At 65.9% G+C, this 19,696-nt stretch carries 19 protein-coding genes; 13 read left to right on the forward strand and 6 right to left on the reverse strand.

Translation table 11 applies throughout. The features are described 5' to 3' along the window. Positions 1 to 44: 44 nt before the first annotated feature. Complete coding sequence (locus tag AC5Y4F_RS20920) at positions 45 to 881, reverse strand: crotonase/enoyl-CoA hydratase family protein (RefSeq protein WP_197520670.1); 837 nt, start codon at positions 879 to 881, stop codon at positions 45 to 47. A gap of 70 nt (positions 882 to 951) precedes the next feature. Between AC5Y4F_RS20920 and AC5Y4F_RS20925 the strand changes: the two genes are divergently transcribed. From AC5Y4F_RS20925 to AC5Y4F_RS20940, 4 genes are read left to right on the forward strand one after another with little or no spacing between them, the layout of a single operon-like run. After that, complete coding sequence (locus tag AC5Y4F_RS20925) at positions 952 to 2,604, forward strand: acyl-CoA synthetase (protein WP_067938665.1); 1,653 nt, start codon at positions 952 to 954, stop codon at positions 2,602 to 2,604. Between the two features lie 18 nt (positions 2,605 to 2,622). After that, complete coding sequence (locus tag AC5Y4F_RS20930; RefSeq protein ID WP_499998274.1) at positions 2,623 to 3,390, forward strand: fructosamine kinase family protein; 768 nt, start codon at positions 2,623 to 2,625, stop codon at positions 3,388 to 3,390. A gap of 38 nt (positions 3,391 to 3,428) precedes the next feature. Further along, positions 3,429 to 4,253 carry an amidohydrolase family protein gene (locus tag AC5Y4F_RS20935; protein WP_067938660.1) on the forward strand — a complete coding sequence of 275 codons (825 nt, stop codon included), beginning with the start codon at positions 3,429 to 3,431 and terminating at the stop codon, positions 4,251 to 4,253. Beyond that, the gene (locus AC5Y4F_RS20940) at positions 4,250 to 5,800 is read left to right on the forward strand and encodes an acetolactate synthase large subunit (protein WP_067938658.1); all 1,551 of its coding nucleotides are present in this window, start codon (positions 4,250 to 4,252) and stop codon (positions 5,798 to 5,800) included. Before AC5Y4F_RS20935 ends, AC5Y4F_RS20940 begins: the two co-directional genes overlap by 4 nt. Here the strand turns inward: AC5Y4F_RS20940 and AC5Y4F_RS20945 are convergent. The 5 genes from AC5Y4F_RS20945 to AC5Y4F_RS20965 all read right to left on the reverse strand — a co-directional run bounded on the left by AC5Y4F_RS20945 (position 5,786) and on the right by AC5Y4F_RS20965 (position 10,545). Next, entirely contained in the window at positions 5,786 to 6,499 is a 714-nt protein-coding gene (locus AC5Y4F_RS20945; protein WP_067938656.1) for a serine hydrolase, read from the reverse strand. The genes AC5Y4F_RS20940 and AC5Y4F_RS20945 overlap by 15 nt on opposite strands. Further along, positions 6,496 to 6,621: a hypothetical protein gene (locus AC5Y4F_RS20950; protein ID WP_255405050.1), complete on the reverse strand. Its 126-nt coding sequence runs from the start codon at positions 6,619 to 6,621 to the stop codon at positions 6,496 to 6,498. The genes AC5Y4F_RS20945 and AC5Y4F_RS20950 overlap by 4 nt, the downstream gene beginning before the upstream one ends. Positions 6,622 to 6,722: 101 nt before the next feature. Beyond that, positions 6,723 to 8,234, reverse strand: a complete 1,512-nt coding sequence (gene fadD17, locus AC5Y4F_RS20955) for a long-chain-fatty-acid--CoA ligase FadD17 (RefSeq protein ID WP_067938654.1) — start codon at positions 8,232 to 8,234, stop codon at positions 6,723 to 6,725. Between the two features lie 5 nt (positions 8,235 to 8,239). Continuing rightward, positions 8,240 to 9,337 carry an acyl-CoA dehydrogenase family protein gene (locus AC5Y4F_RS20960; protein ID WP_067938653.1) on the reverse strand — a complete coding sequence of 366 codons (1,098 nt, stop codon included), beginning with the start codon at positions 9,335 to 9,337 and terminating at the stop codon, positions 8,240 to 8,242. A gap of 29 nt (positions 9,338 to 9,366) precedes the next feature. Continuing rightward, positions 9,367 to 10,545: an acyl-CoA dehydrogenase gene (locus AC5Y4F_RS20965; RefSeq protein WP_067938651.1), complete on the reverse strand. Its 1,179-nt coding sequence runs from the start codon at positions 10,543 to 10,545 to the stop codon at positions 9,367 to 9,369. A gap of 213 nt (positions 10,546 to 10,758) precedes the next feature. Between AC5Y4F_RS20965 and AC5Y4F_RS20970 the strand changes: the two genes are divergently transcribed. The 9 genes from AC5Y4F_RS20970 (at position 10,759) to AC5Y4F_RS21010 (ending at position 19,689) form a co-directional block, all read left to right on the forward strand. Then, positions 10,759 to 10,950 (forward strand): ferredoxin, encoded by a 192-nt coding sequence (locus tag AC5Y4F_RS20970; protein WP_067938674.1) that lies wholly within the window; start codon positions 10,759 to 10,761, stop codon positions 10,948 to 10,950. A gap of 44 nt (positions 10,951 to 10,994) precedes the next feature. Next, positions 10,995 to 11,909, forward strand: coding sequence for a 3-oxoacyl-ACP reductase (locus tag AC5Y4F_RS20975; RefSeq protein WP_067938649.1), 915 nt, complete (start codon positions 10,995 to 10,997; stop codon positions 11,907 to 11,909). 236 nt (positions 11,910 to 12,145) lie between these two features. Then, entirely contained in the window at positions 12,146 to 12,910 is a 765-nt protein-coding gene (locus AC5Y4F_RS20980) for an MlaE family ABC transporter permease (protein WP_067938647.1), read from the forward strand. A 19-nt stretch (positions 12,911 to 12,929) separates the two neighbouring features. After that, positions 12,930 to 13,772, forward strand: coding sequence for an MlaE family ABC transporter permease (locus AC5Y4F_RS20985; protein ID WP_067938646.1), 843 nt, complete (start codon positions 12,930 to 12,932; stop codon positions 13,770 to 13,772). An 18-nt stretch (positions 13,773 to 13,790) separates the two neighbouring features. Then, positions 13,791 to 14,993: an MCE family protein gene (locus AC5Y4F_RS20990; RefSeq protein WP_067938644.1), complete on the forward strand. Its 1,203-nt coding sequence runs from the start codon at positions 13,791 to 13,793 to the stop codon at positions 14,991 to 14,993. Then, positions 14,993 to 16,045 (forward strand): virulence factor Mce family protein, encoded by a 1,053-nt coding sequence (locus tag AC5Y4F_RS20995; protein WP_067938642.1) that lies wholly within the window; start codon positions 14,993 to 14,995, stop codon positions 16,043 to 16,045. Before AC5Y4F_RS20990 ends, AC5Y4F_RS20995 begins: the two co-directional genes overlap by 1 nt. Beyond that, on the forward strand, positions 16,035 to 17,099 hold the full coding sequence (locus AC5Y4F_RS21000) for a virulence factor Mce family protein (RefSeq protein ID WP_499998291.1): 1,065 nt from the start codon (positions 16,035 to 16,037) through the stop codon (positions 17,097 to 17,099). The genes AC5Y4F_RS20995 and AC5Y4F_RS21000 overlap by 11 nt, the downstream gene beginning before the upstream one ends. Then, entirely contained in the window at positions 17,096 to 18,538 is a 1,443-nt protein-coding gene (locus tag AC5Y4F_RS21005) for a virulence factor Mce family protein (protein WP_067938638.1), read from the forward strand. The genes AC5Y4F_RS21000 and AC5Y4F_RS21005 overlap by 4 nt, the downstream gene beginning before the upstream one ends. Further along, the gene (locus AC5Y4F_RS21010; RefSeq protein WP_067938636.1) at positions 18,535 to 19,689 is read left to right on the forward strand and encodes a virulence factor Mce family protein; all 1,155 of its coding nucleotides are present in this window, start codon (positions 18,535 to 18,537) and stop codon (positions 19,687 to 19,689) included. Before AC5Y4F_RS21005 ends, AC5Y4F_RS21010 begins: the two co-directional genes overlap by 4 nt. Positions 19,690 to 19,696 lie beyond the last annotated feature (7 nt).

Genomic DNA, 19,696 nt, shown 5'->3' on the forward strand with positions numbered 1-19,696 from the left:
GGAGTGCGGGGGGCGGCACGGGAGGTGCGGGGGGCGGGGCCCGATTAGCGGTTTTTGAAGTTGGGCTTGCGCTTCTCGGCGAACGCGCGGGGGCCTTCCTTGGAGTCCTCGGAGAGGAACACCGGAATGCCGTTGGCGGTGTCGGGCTTGAACGCTTCTTCCTCGTGCATCCCCTCGGTCTCGCGGATTGTCTTGAGGATCGCCTGCACGGCCAGGGGACCGTTGTTCTCGATGACCTCGGCAATCTCGAGCGCCTTGGTCAGCGCCTGTCCGTCGGGCACGACGTGGCCGATCAGGCCGATGTCCTTGGCTTCCGCGGCGGTGATGTGCCGTCCGGTCAGCAGCAGGTCGCACGCCACGGTGTAGGGAATCTGGCGCACCAGCCGGACGGCGGACCCGCCCATCGGATACAGGCTCCACTTCGCCTCGGAGATGCCGAATTTGGCGCTCTCACCGGCGACCCGGATGTCGGTGCCCTGCAGGATCTCGGTTCCTCCCGCGATGGCCGGCCCCTCGACGGCGGCGATCAGCGGCTTTTTCAGCCTGCGGCCTTTGAGTAAGGCATCGATTCGCGATGGGTCGTAGCTGCCGTCCTTGAACGACTCACCCGGTGGCTTCTGGGTCGCCGTTTTGAGGTCCATGCCCGCGCAGAAGTAGCCACCGGCGCCGGTCAGGATGCAGCAGCGGATGTCGTTGTCGTTGTCGACGCGGTCCCAGGCCTGGACCATGATTTCCATCATTTCCGTGCTTAGAGCGTTGCGGCGGTGCGGCCGATTCATGGTCACGATGAGGGTGTGACCACGCTGTTCCACGAGGGCATCGGCTTCAGAGGGCCCGGTTTCTCCGTTTTCAGTGTTTGCTGGGGTTCCGGCATTCTCCACGGACACGGCTACCGCCTTTCCCTCGACAATGGGCACGAGCTTGCCACGAAATGTAACACGTTCTAATTTGGTGGCCGTGGCCTTGAATATTGCCGATCTCGCAGAGCACGCCATCGACGCTGTGCCCGACCGTGTCGCCCTGATCTGCGGCGACGAGAAGTTGACCTATGCCCAGCTAGAGGAGAAGGCCAACCGCCTGGCCCACTACCTGATGGAGCAGGGGGTGAAAAAGGACGACAAGGTCGGGCTGTATTGCCGCAACCGCATCGAGATCGTCATCGCGATGCTCGGCATCGTCAAAGCGGGCGCCATCCTGGTGAACGTCAACTACCGCTACGTCGAGGGCGAGCTGCGCTACCTATTCGAGAATTCGGACATGGTCGCGCTGGTGCACGAGCGCCAGTACTCCGACCGGGTGGCCAACGTCTTGCCCGACACACCTGACGTCAAGACGATCCTGGTTGTCGAGGACGGCAGCGACGACGACTTCGCCCGCTACGGTGGCGTCGAATTCTATTCGGCGATCGCGCAGAGCTCGCCTGAGCGCGACTTCGGTGAGCGCAGCCCCGACGACATCTACCTGCTCTACACCGGGGGCACCACGGGCTTCCCGAAGGGCGTGATGTGGCGCCACGAGGACATCTACCGCGTGCTGTTCGGTGGAACCGACTTCGCCACAGGCGAATTCGTCAAGGACGAATACGACCTGGCCAAGGCCGCGGCGGCCAACCCGCCGATGATCCGCTACCCGATTCCGCCGATGATCCACGGCGCCACCCAATCGGCGACCTGGATGTCGATCTTCTCCGGCCAAACCACCGTGCTGGCACCGGAATTCAACTCCGACGAGGTGTGGCGCACGATCCACGACCATAAGGTGAACCTGCTGTTCTTCACCGGCGACGCGATGGCGCGACCGCTGCTCGACTCGCTGTTGGCCCACCAGGACAAGGGCGATGAGTACGACCTGTCGTCGCTGTTTCTGCTCGCCTCCACCGCGGCGCTGTTCTCGCCGAGCATCAAGGAGAAGTTCCTCGAGCTGCTGCCCAACCGGGTCATCACCGACTCCATCGGATCTTCGGAGACCGGATTCGGCGGCACCAGCATCGTCGCCAAGGACGCGCCGCACGCTGGTGGCCCGCGCGTGACGATCGACCACCGCACCGTCGTCCTGGACGAGGACGGCAACGAGGTCAAGCCGGGCTCGGGTGTGCGCGGCTTCATCGCGAAGAAGGGCAACATTCCCGTCGGTTACTACAAGGACGAGAAGAAGACCGCCGAGACGTTCAAGACCTTCAACGGCGTGCGGTACGCCATCCCCGGTGATTTCGCGACGGTCGAGGAGGACGGCACCGTCACGATGCTGGGCCGCGGCTCGGTGTCGATCAACAGCGGCGGCGAGAAGATCTACCCCGAGGAGGTCGAGGCCGCGCTCAAGGGCCACCCCGACGTCTTCGACGCCCTGGTGGTCGGCGTGCCCGACCCCCGGTATGGGCAGCACGTCGCCGCCGTCGTCCAGCCCCGGCCGGGCGCCCGGCCCGCGCTGTCGGATCTGGACAGCTTCGTGCGCTCAGAAATCGCGGGCTACAAGGTGCCCCGCAGCCTGTGGCTGGTCGACGAGGTCAAGCGGTCGCCCGCGGGCAAACCTGACTACCGGTGGGCCAAGGAGCAGACCGAGGCCCGCCCGGCTGACGACGTTCACGCAGCCCACGCCACTGCGTGATGCGCTAGGCCGCGCCGTGTGAGCGACTTCGTCAAGCACCGCGCGGGTGCGCCGGCCGGCTTCTTCGCCTGGGAAGCGGCAGGGCTGCAATGGCTTTGCGCCGTCGAAGGTGGCGTGCCGTGCGCCCAGGTCGTGTCCGTTGACGACGCGAGCCTGACCTTACGCCGCCTGGAATCCGTGAGTCCGAACCCCGAGGCCGCGCGCATGTTCGGCGGCCGGCTGGCCGTCACGCACGACGCGGGCGCCCCCGCGTTCGGTGCCGGACCGGACGGCTGGGACGGCCCGGCGTTCTTCGGGCCGCTGTCGCAACCGTTGCCGATGTCGCTGCGCCGGCATCGGAGCTGGGGCGAGTTCTACGCCGAGGAACGACTGGGTCCGATGGCAGAACTCGCGGCTCCGCGGCTCGACGCCGCCACGCGCGACGCCGTCGACTCCGTCGCGGCGCGTTGCCGTGCGGGCGATTTCGACGACGAGGACCGGCCGGCCCGGCTGCACGGCGACCTATGGAGTGGGAACGTGATGTGGACGCCCGACGGTGTCGTGCTGATCGACCCGGCGGCACACGCGGGCCACCGCGAGACCGACCTGGCGATGCTCGCGCTGTTCGGCTGTCCGCACTACGACGCCGTGATCGACGGCTACCAGCGGGTGCGGCCGCTGCGGGCCGGGTGGCGCGGGCGCGCCGGCCTGCACCAACTGTTCCCACTGCTGGCGCACGTCGTCTTGTTCGGCGGCGGGTATGCGCAGCAGGCCCATGCCTGCGCGCACACGGCGCTGACCCTCTGACATCGGCGGTCCGCCGGGTCGGTCTAGAGTCCAATCGCATGACGATCGATGTCTGGATGCAGCATCCGACCGCGCGGTTTCTGCGCAGCGACATGCTCGCATCGCTGCGGCGGTGGACCGGCGGGACGATCCCCGACACCGACATCCCGATCGAGGCGACCCTGGCGTCGATGGACGCCGGGGGCGTGGAATTGGGTGTGCTCAGCGCCTGGCGCGGCCCGGCCGGAGAGGACCTGGTCTCCAACGACGAGGTGGCGCAATGGGTTGCCGCGCACCCGAACCGGCTGGCCGGCCTGGCCACCGTCGACCTGGATCGCCCGATGGAAGCCGTCCGTGAGCTCCGGCGCCGGATAGCCGACGGCTTCATCGGCCTGCGGGTGGTGCCGTGGTTGTGGAATGCCCCGCCCACCGATCGCCGCTACTATCCGCTGTTCGCCCAGTGCGTTGAATCCGGCGTGCCGTTCTGTACCCAGGTCGGTCATACCGGCCCGTTGCGACCGTCGGAAACCGGACGGCCGATCCCCTACATCGACCAGGTGGCACTCGACTTCCCGGAGCTGGTGATCGTCTGCGGCCACGTCGGCTATCCCTGGACCGAGGAGATGGTGGCGGTGGCCCGCAAGCACGAAAACGTCTACATAGATACCTCGGCGTACACGATCAAGCGGCTGCCCGACGAACTCGTGCGGTTCATGAAGACCGGTACCGGGCAACGAAAAGTATTGTTCGGCACCAATTATCCGATGATCACTCACGAGCATGCGTTGGCGGGACTGGACGCCCTCGGGCTGTCCGACGAAGCTCGCCGAGATTTCCTGCGCGGCAACGCCGAACGAATCTTCCGACTGGAGGCAATGAAGTGAACGGTGCCCAGGCCCTGATCAACACCCTCGTCGACGGCGGCGTCGACGTGTGTTTCGCCAATCCGGGCACGTCGGAGATGCACTTCGTGGCCGCGCTGGATGCCGTCCCGCGCATGCGCGGCGTGCTGGCGTTGTTCGAGGGGGTGGCCACCGGCGCGGCCGACGGCTATGCGCGCATCGCCGATCGCCCTGCCGCGGTGCTGCTGCACCTGGGCCCCGGACTGGGCAACGGCCTGGCCAACCTGCACAACGCGCGTCGCGCGCGGGTGCCGATGGTGGTGGTTGTCGGCGACCACGCCACGTATCACAAAAAGTACGATGCCCCATTGGAATCCGACATCGACGCGCTCGCCGGCAGCGTTTCGGGATGGGTGCGCCGAACCGGTGACGCCTCCCAGGTCTCCGCCGATGCGGTCGAGGGCATCGCGGCCAGCCGGTGGGGTTCGCAGATCTCGACGCTGATCCTGCCCGCCGACGTGTCGTGGTCCGATGGGGCCCAGCTGTTCTCCAACCTGGAGGCACAACCGACCGGCGCCGATCCGATGCTGGCCCCCGAGGTCCTCGAGGTCCTTCGCTCCGGTGAGCCCACAGTGATCATGGTGGGCGGCGACGCCACCCGCCGTGCGGGGCTGGCGGCGGCCACCCGCATTGCGGCGGCGACGGGTGCCCGCGTGCTGTGCGAGACCTTCCCGACGCGGCTGGAGCGCGGCGCCGGCGTCCCCGCGGTCGACCGGCTCGCGTATTTCGCCGAGGCCGCCACCGCTCAACTGAACGGCGCCAAGCATCTGGTGCTGGCCGGCGCCAAATCGCCGGTGTCGTTCTTCGCCTACCCCAACATGCCCAGCGATCTGGTACCGGCTGGCTGCGAGGTGCACGTGCTCGCCGAATACACCGGCGCCGCAAATGCTTTGATCACCCTGGCTGATGCGCTCGCCCCCGGCACCGAAGCGCCGGGGGCGAGCGCATCGCGCCCACAGCTGCCGACGGGCGCGCTGACCTCCGCGTCGGCCGCGGACGTGATCGGGGCGCTGCTGCCCGAAGACGCGATCGTGGTCGACGAGTCGAATACGTCGGGCCTGCTACTTGCGGGGGCCACCGCCGGAGCGCCGGCGCACGACTGGCTGACCCTCACCGGCGGGGCGATCGGCTACGGCATCCCGGCGGCGGTCGGCGCCGCGGTGGCCGCGCCGCATCGTCCGGTGCTGTGTCTGGAATCCGACGGTTCGGCGATGTACACGATTTCGGGATTGTGGACCCAGGCCCGCGAGAATCTCGACGTGACCACCGTGGTGTACAACAACAGCGCCTATGACATCCTCCGAATCGAGCTGCAACGCGTCGGCGCCGGGTCGACGCCCGGGCCTGAAGCGCTCGCATTGCTCGATCTGTCGGATCCCACAATGGATTTCGTGAAGATCAGCGAGGGCATGGGGGTGCAGGCCCGGCGTGTTACCACCGCCGAGGAATTGGCCGATGCGTTGCGCGCCGCCTTCGCCGAACCCGGGCCGCATCTGATCGACGCCGTGGTTCCGTCAATAACGGGCTAGGGTCGGCAGCCGGCTCAGCAGCCAATCCGTCATCGTATTGACCACCTCGACGCCCGTCTCGAAAGCGCCGTCGTCCGCGTCCGCCGCGAGTGCCACCCCCCATTGGCCGGATGGCGTGGGAACGATGCCGAACTGGCGAACCAGGTACCCGCCGTGGGCGCCTGGACCCCAACCACCTTTTGCGGCAAGGCCTTTCGCGGCCAGCCCCCATTGATCGTCGGCGACCAGCCGTTGCATCAGGTCGATCACTTCGACGGCGTCGGCGATGGTCGACAGCTCCGCGGCGAATCGCGCTTGCCGCTGCAGGCTCCACTGGGTTTGACCGAAAGCGGTGAACCCGCGGCGAAGTCGTCGTGATTCGACCACGGTCGCGGTGTCGCCCCCTTCGGCGACCACGGCCTGAACCCGCCGTGCAGCCTCCGTCGGCTCACCCAACTGCGACCACAACTGTTCGGAGGCGTGATTGTCGGATTCGGTGATGGCTTTCACGGCTAAGTCGCGGGCGCCCAGCCAATCGTCGCGCAACGCCGCTATCGCCAGGGGCACCTTGATGGTCGACCATGCCACGCCCGACCACCAGGCGCCCAGCGAGAAGGTTCTGTCCGGGCGGGCGATCGCGATGCCGACGTTGGCCGGCACTGCGGCGGAGAGCTGTTCGAAGCTCGCCTCCAGCGCGAGTTCGAGAGGCCGTGCGGTCATGCGGTGGCTTCGCTTTCGGCACGCGCGATGCTGACACCGGCGACCGGCGCATCCAGCATCGCGTCTCCCCGCTGCGTCACATTCGTTGCCGCCCCGCGCTCATACGTGTGCCGGGTAATCATCAGCCACCCAGGGCCGAACCGGCGAGCACTTCGCGGATTTTCATCAAGCGCTGAGTTTACTGCTACGACGGCGTATCCGGCCGCAACGCCGGCGCCCGGCTTTAACGGCGGATCTTCCACACCGGGTCGCCGCAGTCGACGCCCTGAGCGGCCAGCTGCCGCTTGAGCACCTTGAAGGTCACCGTCCGCGGGAGTTCGGCGCTGACCCGCACATAGGACGGCCATTGTTTGGGTCCCAGGTCGGGCTGCTCGGCCAAAAAAGCCCGGAACTTCTCGTCATCGAACTCGGCGCCGGGCGCCAGCACCAAGGCGGCCATCACCTGGTCACCGACTATCGGGTCCGGCACCGGGTAGACCGCGACCTCGGTGACGTCGGGATTGCGCAGCAACACCCGTTCGATCGGCGCCGCGCCAAGGTTTTCGCCGTCGACACGCATCCAATCACCCAGCCGCCCAGCGAAGTACGCGTAGCCGGCGTCGTCGCGGTAGGCCAGATCACCGCTGTGGTACACCCCGCCGGCCATCCGCTCTGCCTCGGCCGCCACGTCGTTGTAGTAACCCTCGAAACGTCCTGGCCCCGCGGTGTTGACCAGTTCGCCAACCACACCCGGCGGGCATGACGAGCCGGTATCGGGATCGATGATGTCAATGCCGTCGGGAAGCGGACCGAGTGAACCCGCCGGCGTATCGGGCGTGCGCGCGATGGCCACACCACCTTCGGTGGAGCCGAACCCGTCCTGCACCACACACCCGAACCTGCGGCCGAAGCGCTCGATGTCGTCGGGTACGCCCTCATTTCCGTAGACCGCCCGCAGCGGGTTATCCGCGTCATCAGGCCGCTCCGGCGTGGCGAGCACATATGAAAGTGGCTTTCCCACGTAATTCGCGTAAGTGACACCGTAGCGACGCACATCGACGATGAAGTTCGAGGCGGAGAACTTGCGCCGCAACGCCATTGAGCCCGTGCAGGCGGCCGCCACCGCCCAGCCGACCAGCACCGCATTGGAATGGAACAGCGGCATCGACACGTAGCAGACGTCGTCGCTGCCGAGACCGAAGCGCTGTGTCATCGTCACGCCGGCGATCGCGACCTTGCCGTGGCTGCACTTGACCGCCTTGGGCTCGCCGCTGGTGCCCGACGTGAAGATCAACATGAAAAGATCCGACGGCGAGGCCGGCTGAAAAGCGATCTGCGCGTCGCTATGCGCCGCCACCTCGTCGGCCCATTCGGGCGAGTCGGCGTTCAGGTGCTCGATGTCGCCCAGCGTCTCAGACGACTTCGAGTCGGCGAGCACCAATTGGCAATCGGCCCGGGCGATGTCGCGCCGCAGCGCCTCGCCGCGGCGCACCGGGTTCAGCCCCACCGGCACGATCCCCGATAGCCCCGCGGCGACCAGCATCGCCGAAAAGAACGGCGTGTTCTCCAGCAGCACGCCGACATGCGGTGGCCGGCCGGGGTCCAGCCGCGCACGCAACGTCGCGGCGATCGCGGCACCGTGCCGCAGGTGATCGCGCCAGCTGGTGAACGAGTCCTCGAAGAAGATACCCCGATCGTCGATTTCGGTCAGCGGCGCCAGCAGCCTGGTGACCGTCAGTTCATCGGTGAGCTCCATTGCGCCTAAGCGGGTGTCTCGGCCAGCTCCCGGCCGATGCGGCGCAGTTGTCCGGTGGCACCGCCCAGGGCGAACTCGATCTGCTTGGCGGCCAGGAAGTAGCGGTGCGCGGGGTGGTCGGTGTCGACGCCGACACCGCCGTGCACGTGCACGATGGTGTGCGCCACCCGGTGGCCGGCGTCCGCCGCCCAGAATGCCGCACTGGCGACGTCGATCTCGGCCGGAATGTCCTCCGAGACCCGCCAGGCCGCCTGCGTGAGGGTGAGCCGCAGTCCCTTGACGTCGATGTAGCCGTCGGCCAGTCGCTGCGACACCGCCTGGAAGCTGCCGATAGGGCGGTCGAACTGCTCGCGCTCGCGCGCGTATTCGGCCGTCATCTGCAGGCCCCGCTCGAGCACACCGAGCTGGAAAGCGCTGCGGCCCAGAGTCCCCAGCGTGCCGAGCCACGTCACGACCTCGGCGCCGCCGACCCTGCGACTCTCGTCCACCTGGGTCCCATCCAGCGTGAGATGCCCGACGCAGCCCAGGCCCGTGGTTTCCAGCGCGGTCACCGTGACGCCGGGATCGTCGGAGGCGACCAGGAAAACCGCCGTGCCGGACTCGGTTTCGGCCGGAACCAGGAACGCGTCGGCCACCGGGCCAAAGCCGACTTGGGTGCGGGTTCCGGTCAGCCGGTAGCCGGAGCCGGCGGCGGCCGCCTCTACCGGGCCCTCACCCATCTCGCCGTCGAGGGCCGGGGTGAGCGTCTTCTCGCCGCTGACCGCGGGCACGCCCCAGCTTTGTTGCAGCTCTTCGGAACCGAAGCGGGCCAGCGCTCCGGCGCCCAGCACCACCGACTCCAGGTAGGGCACCGCGGCCAGCTGGCGTCCCAGCGCGACCAGGATCGCGATCTGCTCGAGCGCCCCGAAGCCGTCTCCGCCAAGCGATGAGGCCGACGCCGATGACAGGATGCCGGCGTCGATCAGCTTGCGCCACAAGTCGCGGTCGAACCGCTGATCGAGCCCGTCGAGCTCACGCTGATGCTCGGGTGTACATACCGAGCCGACGATGGTGTCGACCAGGTTGCCGAGGTCGTTGGCCGCTTCGGTTGTGGTGAAATCCATGAACGTCCGTCCTTCTATTGCGTAGCGGCTCAGCGATTGCGGGGCAGACCGAGGGCGACCATGCCGATGATGTCGCGCTGCACTTCGTTGGTGCCGCCGCCGAAGGTCAGGATGAGGCAGGCCCGGTGCATGCGCTCGACCCGGCCGCGCAGCAGCGAGCCCGGTGAATTCTGGCGCACCGTCGCCGCGGTACCGAGCACCTCCATCAGCAGCCGGTACGCCTCGGTGGCCAGCTCGGTGCCGTACACCTTGGCCGCCGACGCGTCGGCGGGCGAGAGGGCTTCGCTTGCCGCCGAAGCCAGTTCCCAGTTGATCAGCTTGAGCACTTCGGCCTTGGCGTGCACGCGGGCCAGGTTGATCTGCACCCACTCGGAGTCGATCAGCCGGGCGCCTCCGGCGTCCTTGGTGTTCTGCGCCCATTCGCGAACCTCGCGCAGGGCCAAGAAGATCGGCTGCGGCGAGACGAGTGCGACCCGCTCATGGTTGAGCTGGTTGGTCACCAGTTTCCAGCCGCCGTTCTCCTCGCCGATCAGGTTGGTCACCGGGACACGCACGTCGGAGTAGTAGGTCGCGCTGGTGTCCACGCCGGCCATGGTGTGCACCGGCGTCCAGGAAAAGCCCTCGGCGGTCGTCGGCACGGTCAGCATCGAAATGCCGCGGTGCTTCTTGGCCTCAGGGTTGGTGCGCACCGCCAGCCAGACCCAGTCCGCGTAGGCGATCAGGCTGGTCCACATCTTCTGGCCGTTGATGACGTAGTCGTCACCGTCACGCACCGCGGTGGTGCGCAGGTTGGCTAGGTCGGTGCCGGCACCGGGCTCGGAGTAGCCGATGGAGAAGTGCAGTTCGCCGGCCGCGATCTTGGGCAGGAAGAACTTCTTCTGTTCCTCGGTGCCGAATGCCATGATGGTCGGCGCCACGCTGTTGATGGTCAGGAAAGGTACCGGCACGCCCGCAATGGCGGCCTCGTCGGTGAAGATCAGCGAGTCCATCGGAGAGCGATCCTGGCCGCCGTACTCCGCGGGCCAATTCAGGGTGAGCCACCCGTCTTTGCCCATCTGCGCGACGGTATCGCGGTACGCGGTGCCGGTCCCGACCTCGCCCTGGGTCGAGGTCAGCGCCTCGCGACGCTCAGGCGTCATGAGTTTGGTGAAGTACGACCGCAGCTCGCGACGCAGCTCCTCCTGTTCCGGGGTGTAACTGATGCGCATTTCGGCCGTCCTTCAAGTCAACGACGTTCGGAGTAACAAGCCTCGTCACAGGCTGCAGCTCGACCAACGGCTACCCGTTCGTCTTCCCGGTTGTAACACGTTCTAGTCTGGGAATCCAGCGACCGTTTCCCCAGGGGTGTCAGGGTCCTATGGTGGAGCTACATACTGATGAGGCGAGTCCTCTAGGTGAAGGCCAGGTTCAAGGAGGGTGCTGTGCGGGTGATCGTGGACCGTGACCGGTGCGAAGGTAACGCAGTGTGCTTGGGAATTGCCCCAGACATCTTCGACCTGGACGACGACGACTACGCCGTGGTCAAGCTCGACCCGATTCCCACCGATCAGGAACAACTGGCGGAGCAGGCGATCGCCGAATGCCCGCGCGCCGCGCTTCAGCGCGGCGACTAATCCGAGCCCAGAGTGCGTGAGCCGAAACTAGAGGTATTCATAAATTGACTAGCAGCACGAACGCGACCGATCTCTCCGGAAAGGTCGCGGTGGTGACCGGTGCGGCCGCGGGCCTGGGACGCGCCGAGGCGCTGGGCCTGGCCCGCCAGGGTGCCACCGTCGTCGTCAACGACATCGCCGCGGCGTTGGATGCCTCCGACGTCATCGACGAGATCAGCTCGGCCGGTTCGAAGGCCGTCGCTGTGGCAGGCGACATCAGCGAACGCGCCACCGCCGACGAACTAGTTGCTCAGGCCGACTCACTCGGTGGCCTGGACATCGTGATCAACAACGCCGGGATCACCCGCGACCGGATGCTTTTCAACATGTCCGACGAGGAGTGGGATCTTGTCATCGCCGTGCACTTGCGCGGTCACTTCCTGCTGACCCGCAACGCGGCGACCTACTGGCGTGCCAAGGCCAAGGACGCCGGCGGTCAGGTTTTCGGCCGCATCGTCAACACCGCTTCGGAGGCCGGTCTGGTCGGGCCGGTCGGGCAGGCGAACTACGGCGCCGCCAAGGCGGGCATCATTTCGCTCACCCTGACGGCCGCACGGGCATTGGGCCGCTACGGGGTACGCGCCAACGCCATCTGCCCCCGCGCGCGCACCGCGATGACGGCCGACGTATTCGGCGACGCGCCCGAGGTGGACGCGGGCAACGTGGACCCGTTGTCACCCGAACACGTGGTCAGTCTGGTGAAGTTCCTGTCGTCCCCGGCGGCCGCCGAGGTGAACGGTCAGGTGTTCATCGTCTACGGTCCGCAGGTGACGCTGGTCGCCGCCCCGACCGTGGAGCGCAAATTCAGCGCCGATGGTGCCGCTTGGGACCCCGCGCAGCTTAGTTCAACACTGCAGGAATACTTTGCTGGCCGTGATCCTGAGCACAATTTTTCCGCTGGTGCGCTGATGGAGCAATAAGCCGCTGAAACTTGGTTGCCCGGGCGGAATCGCCAGGTAGAACGTGTGTCAGTTTTACCCGGGCCAAGTGCTTCTGACCTGGCGAATTACAGTTCGGATAAAGAAGTCTTGTTCATTGACACGGTGAACTTGTTCTGGGTTAATATGATCCGGCTCACACCGAGCCAGGTGCGACCCTAGACGACGCAAAGGCCAGACATAGACTTCGCCGAGACCAAACCGAGGGGGGAACCGCGTTGAGGGAACAACTTGCGGTTCCCGCCCGCGCCGTCGGCGGATTCTTTGAAATGATGATGGACACCGGCCGGGCGGCTTTCCGCCGGCCGTTTCAATTCGGTGAGTTTCTCGAGCAGACGTGGATGATCGCGCGAGTGTCGCTGGTCCCGACGCTGCTGGTATCCATCCCGTTCACCGTCCTGGTGGCCTTTACCCTCAACATCCTGCTGCGCGAAATCGGCGCGGCCGACCTGTCCGGCGCCGGGACGGCATTCGGCACCATCACCCAGCTTGGCCCCGTGGTGACCGTGCTCGTCGTGGCCGGTGCCGGCGCCACGGCGATCTGTGCCGACCTCGGCGCCCGCACCATCCGCGAAGAGATCGACGCGATGCGGGTGCTCGGCATCGACCCGATCCAGCGGCTGGTGGTACCCCGCGTGCTGGCCTCCACGGTAGTGGCCCTGCTGCTCAATGGATTGGTATGCGCCATCGGCCTTTCCGGTGGCTACGTGTTCTCCGTGTTCCTGCAGGGCGTCAACCCCGGCGCGTTCATCAACGGACTGACCGTGCTCACCGGGCTGCGCGAGCTGGTGCTGGCCGAAGTCAAGGCGCTGCTGTTCGGCGTGATGGCCGGCATGGTGGGCTGCTACCGCGGCCTGACAGTCAAGGGCGGGCCCAAGGGAGTCGGTAACGCGGTCAACGAAACCGTGGTCTACGCCTTCATATGTCTGTTCGTGATCAATGTGGTGATGACCGCTATCGGCGTGCGAATCTCGGCGAAGTGATGGGACGGGTAAGCACGCGATGAGTTATGACTTCACGTATCGGCTGCGCAATATCGCCTCGCGGCTGCAAGAACCCGTTGACGACTTCGGCGAGCAAGCGTTGTTCTACGGCCAGACCATGCGGTATGTCCCGAATGCGCTCACCCGCTACCGCAAGGAGACCGTCCGGCTGATCGCCGAGATGACAATGGGCGCGGGAGCGCTCGTCATGATCGGCGGCACGGTCGGTGTGGCCGCGTTCTTGACCCTGGCCTCCGGCGGTGTCATTGCCGTGCAGGGGTATTCGTCGCTGGGCAACATCGGCATCGAGGCGCTGACGGGATTCCTGTCGGCATTTTTGAACGTCCGGGTAGTCGCCCCGGTGATCGCCGGTATCGCGCTGGCCGCCACCATCGGTGCCGGCGCCACCGCCCAATTGGGTGCGATGCGTGTCTCCGAGGAGATCGATGCCGTCGAATGCATGGCGGTGCACTCGGTCTCCTATCTGGTGTCGACCCGCCTGATTGCCGGCCTCATCGCGATCATCCCGCTGTACTCGCTGTCGGTGCTGGCCGCGTTCTTCGCAGCACGCTTCACCACGGTGTACATCAACGGGCAGTCAAAAGGCCTCTACGACCACTACTTCAATACGTTCCTGATCCCGTCCGACCTGTTGTGGTCGTTCCTGCAGGCGATCGTCATGTCCATCGCGGTCATGCTCGTTCATACCTTTTACGGCTACAACGCCCACGGTGGACCGGTCGGTGTCGGGATTGCGGTCGGCCAGGCCGTGCGGACTTCGCTGATCGTCGTGGTCGTCATCACTTTGTTCATCTCGCTCGCGGTGTATGGGGCGTCCGGTAACTTCAACCTCTCCGGATAAGAGGACCGCTCAAGGGACATGGCAGACACAGACGCGCGACGCGCAACCGTCCGGCTGGCAGCAGCGGTACTGGCCGGCCTGCTGGTGGCTTTCGCTGTGCTGACCTATCTTTCCTACACAGCCGCCTTCGCATCGATCGACACCGTCACGGTGTCGGCGCCCCGCGCCGGGCTGGTGATGGAGAAGGGCGCCAAGGTCAAATACCGGGGCATCCAGATCGGCAAGGTCGAAGCCATCGACTATTCCGGTGACCAGGCGCGGCTGACGCTGGGCATCAACAGCGACGACATGCATTTCATCCCGTCCAACGCGACGGTGCGCCTGGCGGGTAACACCATCTTCGGTGCCAAGGCGGTGGAATTCATTGCGCCGCAGGCTCCATCGCCGACCTCGCTCCGTCCGGATGCACACGTGGCGGCCTCTTCGGTGCAGCTGGAAGTCAACACGTTGTTCCAGTCGTTGATGGACCTCCTGCACAAGGTGGACCCCGTGGAACTCAACGGCACGCTGAGCGCGTTCGCGGAAGGCCTGCGCGGCCACGGCGACGACCTGGGCGGCATCCTGTCGGGCTTGAACACGCTCACGCGCCAGGCGAATCCGAAGCTGCCCGCGCTACAGGAGGACTTCCGCAAGACCGCGGTGGTGGCCAACGTATACGCCGACGCCGCGCCGGACCTGACCACCGCGGTCGACAACCTGCCGACGATCGACAAGACCGTCGTCGACCAGCAAAAGAACCTCGACAGCACGCTGTTGGCCACCATCGGGCTGTCGAACAACGCCTATGACACCCTGGCGCCGGCCGAACAGGACTTCATCGACGCCATCAACCGGCTGCGGGCCCCGCTCAAGGTGGCCGCAGACTACTCGCCGGAATTCGGCTGTCTGTTCGCCGGAATCGAGCGTGGCATCAAGGAATTCGCCCCGCTGCTCGGGGTTCGCAAGGCCGGCCTGTTCACCTCGTCGAGCTTCGTGCTGGGCGCGCCGTCGTACACCTATCCGGAATCGCTGCCGATCGTGAACGCGTCCGGCGGACCGAACTGCCGCGGCTTGCCCGACATCCCGACCAAGCAGACCGGCGGATCGTTCTACCGGGCGCCATTCCTGGTGACCGACAACGCGAACATCCCTTACGAGCCGTTCACCGAGCTGCAGTTCGACGCGCCCTCCACGCTGCAGTTCTTGTTCCACGGCGCCTTCGCGGAACGGGACGACTTCTGATGGCAGCCTCGGGGATGCCGTCGCATCGCGAGATGATGACCAAGGTCAGCATCTTCGCGGTGGCCATGCTGCTGGTGTCCGCGGGGCTGGTGGTGGTATTCGGCGACTTCCGCTTCGGCCCCGAAAGCACCTACCACGCAACGTTCACCAACGTGTCACGGCTGAAGTCCGGGCAGAAGGTGCGGATCGCCGGAGTTCCGGTCGGCGCGGTGTCGGGCATCAAGCTCAACCCCGACAACACCATCGACGTGAAGTTCGGGGTCGACAAGCGCTACACCCTTTATTCATCCACGCGCGCGGTGATCCGCTACGAAAACCTGGTCGGCGATCGATTCTTAGAGATCACGTCGGGCCCCGGGGAGCTGCGAAAGTTGCCGGCCGGCGGAACCATCAACAGCCAACACACCCAGCCCGCACTCGATCTCGACGCGCTGCTGGGTGGACTGCGACCGGTGCTCAAAGGTCTCGACGCCGACAAGGTCAATACCATCAGTAGCGCGGTCATTCAGTTGCTGCAGGGCCAGGGCGGGGCGTTGTCGAACGTGCTGGCCGACACCAGCGCGTTCTCCTCGGCGCTGGGCCAGCGCGACCAGCTCATCGGTGACGTGATCAACAACCTCAACACGGTGCTGACCACCGTGGACCAACGCAGCGCACAATTCTCGGCCAGCGTCGACCAGCTGCAACAACTGATCACCGGGCTGGCCCAGCACAAGGACGACATCGCCGGTGCCATCCCACCGCTGGCGTCGACGACGACGGATCTGACGCAACTGCTGAAGAATTCGCGTCGTCCACTGCAAGGCATCCTGGAGAACACCCGCCCGCTGGCGACCGAACTGGACAACCGCAAGGCGGAGGTGAACAACGACATCGAGCAGCTGGGCGAGGACTATCTGCGGCTGGCCGCGCTGGGCGCCTACGGGTCGTTCTTCAACATCTATTTCTGCTCCGTGACGATCAAGATCAACGGCCCGGCCGGCAGCGACATCCTGCTACCGCTTGGTGGCCAGGTGGATCCCAGCAAGGGGAGGTGCTCTTTTGTCAAGTAACGCAAGGCATGAGCGCGACCCACTGCGCACCGGCATCTTCGGCGTGGTGTTGGTGGTGTGTGTAGTGCTCATTGCGTTCGGCTACGCCGGACTACCGTTCTGGCCGCAGGGCAAGATCTACGACGCCTACTTCACCGACGCCGGCGGCATCAATCCCGGCAACGCCGTTTACGTTTCGGGCTTCAAGGTCGGCAAGGTGTCCTCGGTGGGTCTGGCCGGCGACAGCGCCAAAATCAGCTTCAGCGTCGACCGTCACGTCGCCGTCGGTGACCAGTCGCTGGCCTCGATCCGCACCGATACCATCCTCGGTGAGCGGTCCATCTCGGTGACCCCGGCCGGTGGCGGCAAGGCGACCTCCATCCCGCTCAGCCGCACGACGACGCCGTACACGCTCGCCGGTGCGCTCGAGGATCTGGGGCAGAACGCCAACAACCTGGACAAGCCGCAGTTCGAGAAGGCGTTGAACGTACTGACCGACACGCTGCACGACGCCACCCCGCAGCTGCGCGGTGCGCTCGACGGCGTGACCTCCCTGTCGCGCACCCTGGACCGCCGCGACGAGGCGCTGCAAAGCCTGCTGGCGCATGCGAAGTCGGTCACCGGCGTGTTGTCCCAACGCGCCGAGCAGGTCAACAAACTGGTCGATGACGGCAACGAGCTGTTCGCGGCCCTCGACGAACGACGGGCCGCCCTGGCCCAGCTGATCTCGGGGATCCAGGGCCTCTCGACACAGATCTCCGGCTTCGTCGCCGACAACCGCAAGGAATTCGGACCGGCTCTGAACAAACTCAACGACGTGCTGTCCAACCTCAACGAGCGCCGCGACTACATCGCCGAGGCCCTCAAGCGGCTGCCCACCTACGCCACCGAGCTGGGTGAGGTGGTTGGTTCGGGCCCCGGATTCAACGTCAACGTCTACGGCGTGATCCCGGCACCGCTGCTTGCCACCATGTTCGACTTCTTCTACCAGCCCGGCAAGATGCCTGCCAGCCTCGCAGATTACCTGCGCGGCCTGATTCAGGAACGCTGGATCATCAGGCCGAAGTCACCATGATGCAGCGGATCCTCGGCAGCCGGGGGCTGCGCTACGCCACCATCATCGCGCTTGTCGCGGTGCTGGTGGGTGGCGTGTATGTGCTGACGTCACAAGGGAATAACCGCAAGATCGTCGGCTACTTCGCCTCTGCAGTCGGCTTGTACCCCGGTGACCAGGTCCGCATCCTCGGTGTCCCGGTCGGCACCATCGACACGATCGATCCCCGGCCGTCCGACGTCAAGATCACCATGTCGGTGAGCAAGGACGTGAAGATCCCGAAGGACGCCAAGGCGATCATCATATCGCCAAACCTGGTGGCGGCCAGGTTCATTCAACTGACACCGGCGTACACCGGCGGCCCGGTGCTGGCCGACGGTGCGAGCATCGGCCCGGACCGCACCGCGGTCCCGGTGGAGTGGGACGAGGTCAAGGAGTCGCTGACCCAGCTGGCCGTGCAACTGGGCCCCACGGCCGGATCGATGCAGGGACCGTTGGGCGCGGCGATCAACCAGGCCGCGGACACCTTCGACGGCAAGGGCGAGTCGTTTCACAACGCCTTGCGTGAGCTCTCGCAAGCCGCTGGGCGGCTGGGGGATTCGCGCGGCGACATTTTCGGCACGGTGAAAAACCTACAGGTGGTCGTCAACGCGCTCTCGTCCAGCAACGAGCAGATCGTCCAGTTCGCCGGCAACGTCGCCTCGGTATCACAAGTGCTCGCCGACAGCTCGCGCCACCTCGACACCACGCTGGGCACCCTCAACGTAGCGCTGTCGGACATCCGGGGTTTCCTGCACGAAAACAACTCGACGATCATCGATACGGTCAACAACCTCAACGATTTGGCGAAGACGTTGAGCGACCAGAGCGACAACATCGAGCAGGTGCTGCACGTGGCGGGCCCGGGTATCGCCAACTTCTACAACATCTATGACCCCGCACAGGGCACGCTGAACGGCCTGCTGTCGATACCCGAATTCGCCAACCCCGTGCAGTTCATCTGCGGTGGATCCTTTGAGACCGCCGGCGGACCCCGGGCACCCGACTACTTCAAGCGCGCCGAACTCTGCCGTGAGCGGCTGGGACCCGTGCTGCGCCGGCTCACCGTGAACTACCCGCCGCTGATGTTCCACCCGCTGAACACGATCACGGCGTACAAGGGCCAGATCATCTACGACACTCCGGAGACACAGGCCAAGGCGGCCACCCCGGTACCGCAGCTGACCTGGATCCCGGCCAAGGGTGCTCAGACGCAGCCGGCCGCTCAGAACCCGGCGGATCTGCAAGCCCTGCTGGTCCCGACGGCCCCGCAGGCCGCTCCCGCGCCGGGCCAACCGGCCCCGGCCGGCGCCGCACCGGCGCCGGGCCCCGCTCCCGGAAGCGCGTTTGGTCCGCGGCCGGGTCCGCCTCCCAGCCAGGGGCCCGCCGGCCCGGCGGCCGACTTGGGGGGTGGCGGATGAACCGGATGTGGTTGCGCGCCAGCGCGTTGGCGACGGGCGCCGTGCTGCTGGCCGGCTGCCAATTCAACGGATTGAACTCGTTGGCGATGCCCGGTACCGCCGGCCACGGCAGCGGCGCCTACTCGATCACCGTCGAACTGCCCGACGTCGCGACGCTGCCGCAGAACTCTCCGGTCATGGTGGACGACGTCACCGTCGGCAGTGTCGCCGGCATCTCGGCCGAACAGCGGGCCGACGGATCATTCTATGCGGCAGTGAAATTGGCGCTCGACAAGAACGTCGTGTTGCCCGCGAACTCGACCGCGACTGTCGCACAGACCTCGCTGCTCGGTTCGATGCACATCGACCTGGCTCGGCCGAAGGACAAGCCGGCCGTCGGCAAGCTGAAGGACGGGTCGAAGATCGCGGAGGCCAACACCGGTCGCTATCCCACCACCGAAGAAGTGCTGTCGGCGCTCGGCGTGGTGGTGAACAAGGGCAATGTCGGTGCCCTGGAAGAGATCACCGATGAGACCTATCGTGCGGTCGCCGGGCGGCAGGATCAGTTCGTCGACCTGGTTCCCCGGCTCGCGGAACTGACCTCCGGACTGAACCGCCAGGTTAACGACATCATCGATGCGGTAGACGGATTGAACCGATTCTCCGCGGCCCTGGCGCACGACAAGGACAACCTGGGCCGGGCGCTGGACACGCTGCCCGAAGCGATTCGCGTGCTGAACAAGAATCGCGACCACATCGTCGAGGCCTTCGGTGCGCTGCACAAACTCGCGAATGTCACGTCGAACATCCTGGCAAAGACCAAAGTGGACTTCGCCGCCGATTTGAAGGACCTGTACTCGGTGGTCAAGGCGCTCAACGACAACCGGAGGAACTTCGTCACCTCGCTGCAACTGTTGCTGACGTTCCCGTTCCCCAACTTCGGCATCAAGCAGGCGGTGCGTGGCGACTACCTCAACGTCTTCAGCACCTTCGACCTCACCCTGCGCCGCCTCGGTGAAACCTTCTTCACCACGGCGTATTTCGATCCGAACATGGCCCACATGAACGAGATCCTCAATCCGCCGGACTTCTTGACCGGCGAGATGGCCAATCTGTCCGGACAGGCCGCGGACCCGTTCAAGATTCCGCCCGGCACGGCTTCAGGACAGTAGGGGGCGG

This window comes from Mycobacterium sp. NGS56, assembly GCF_059812425.1.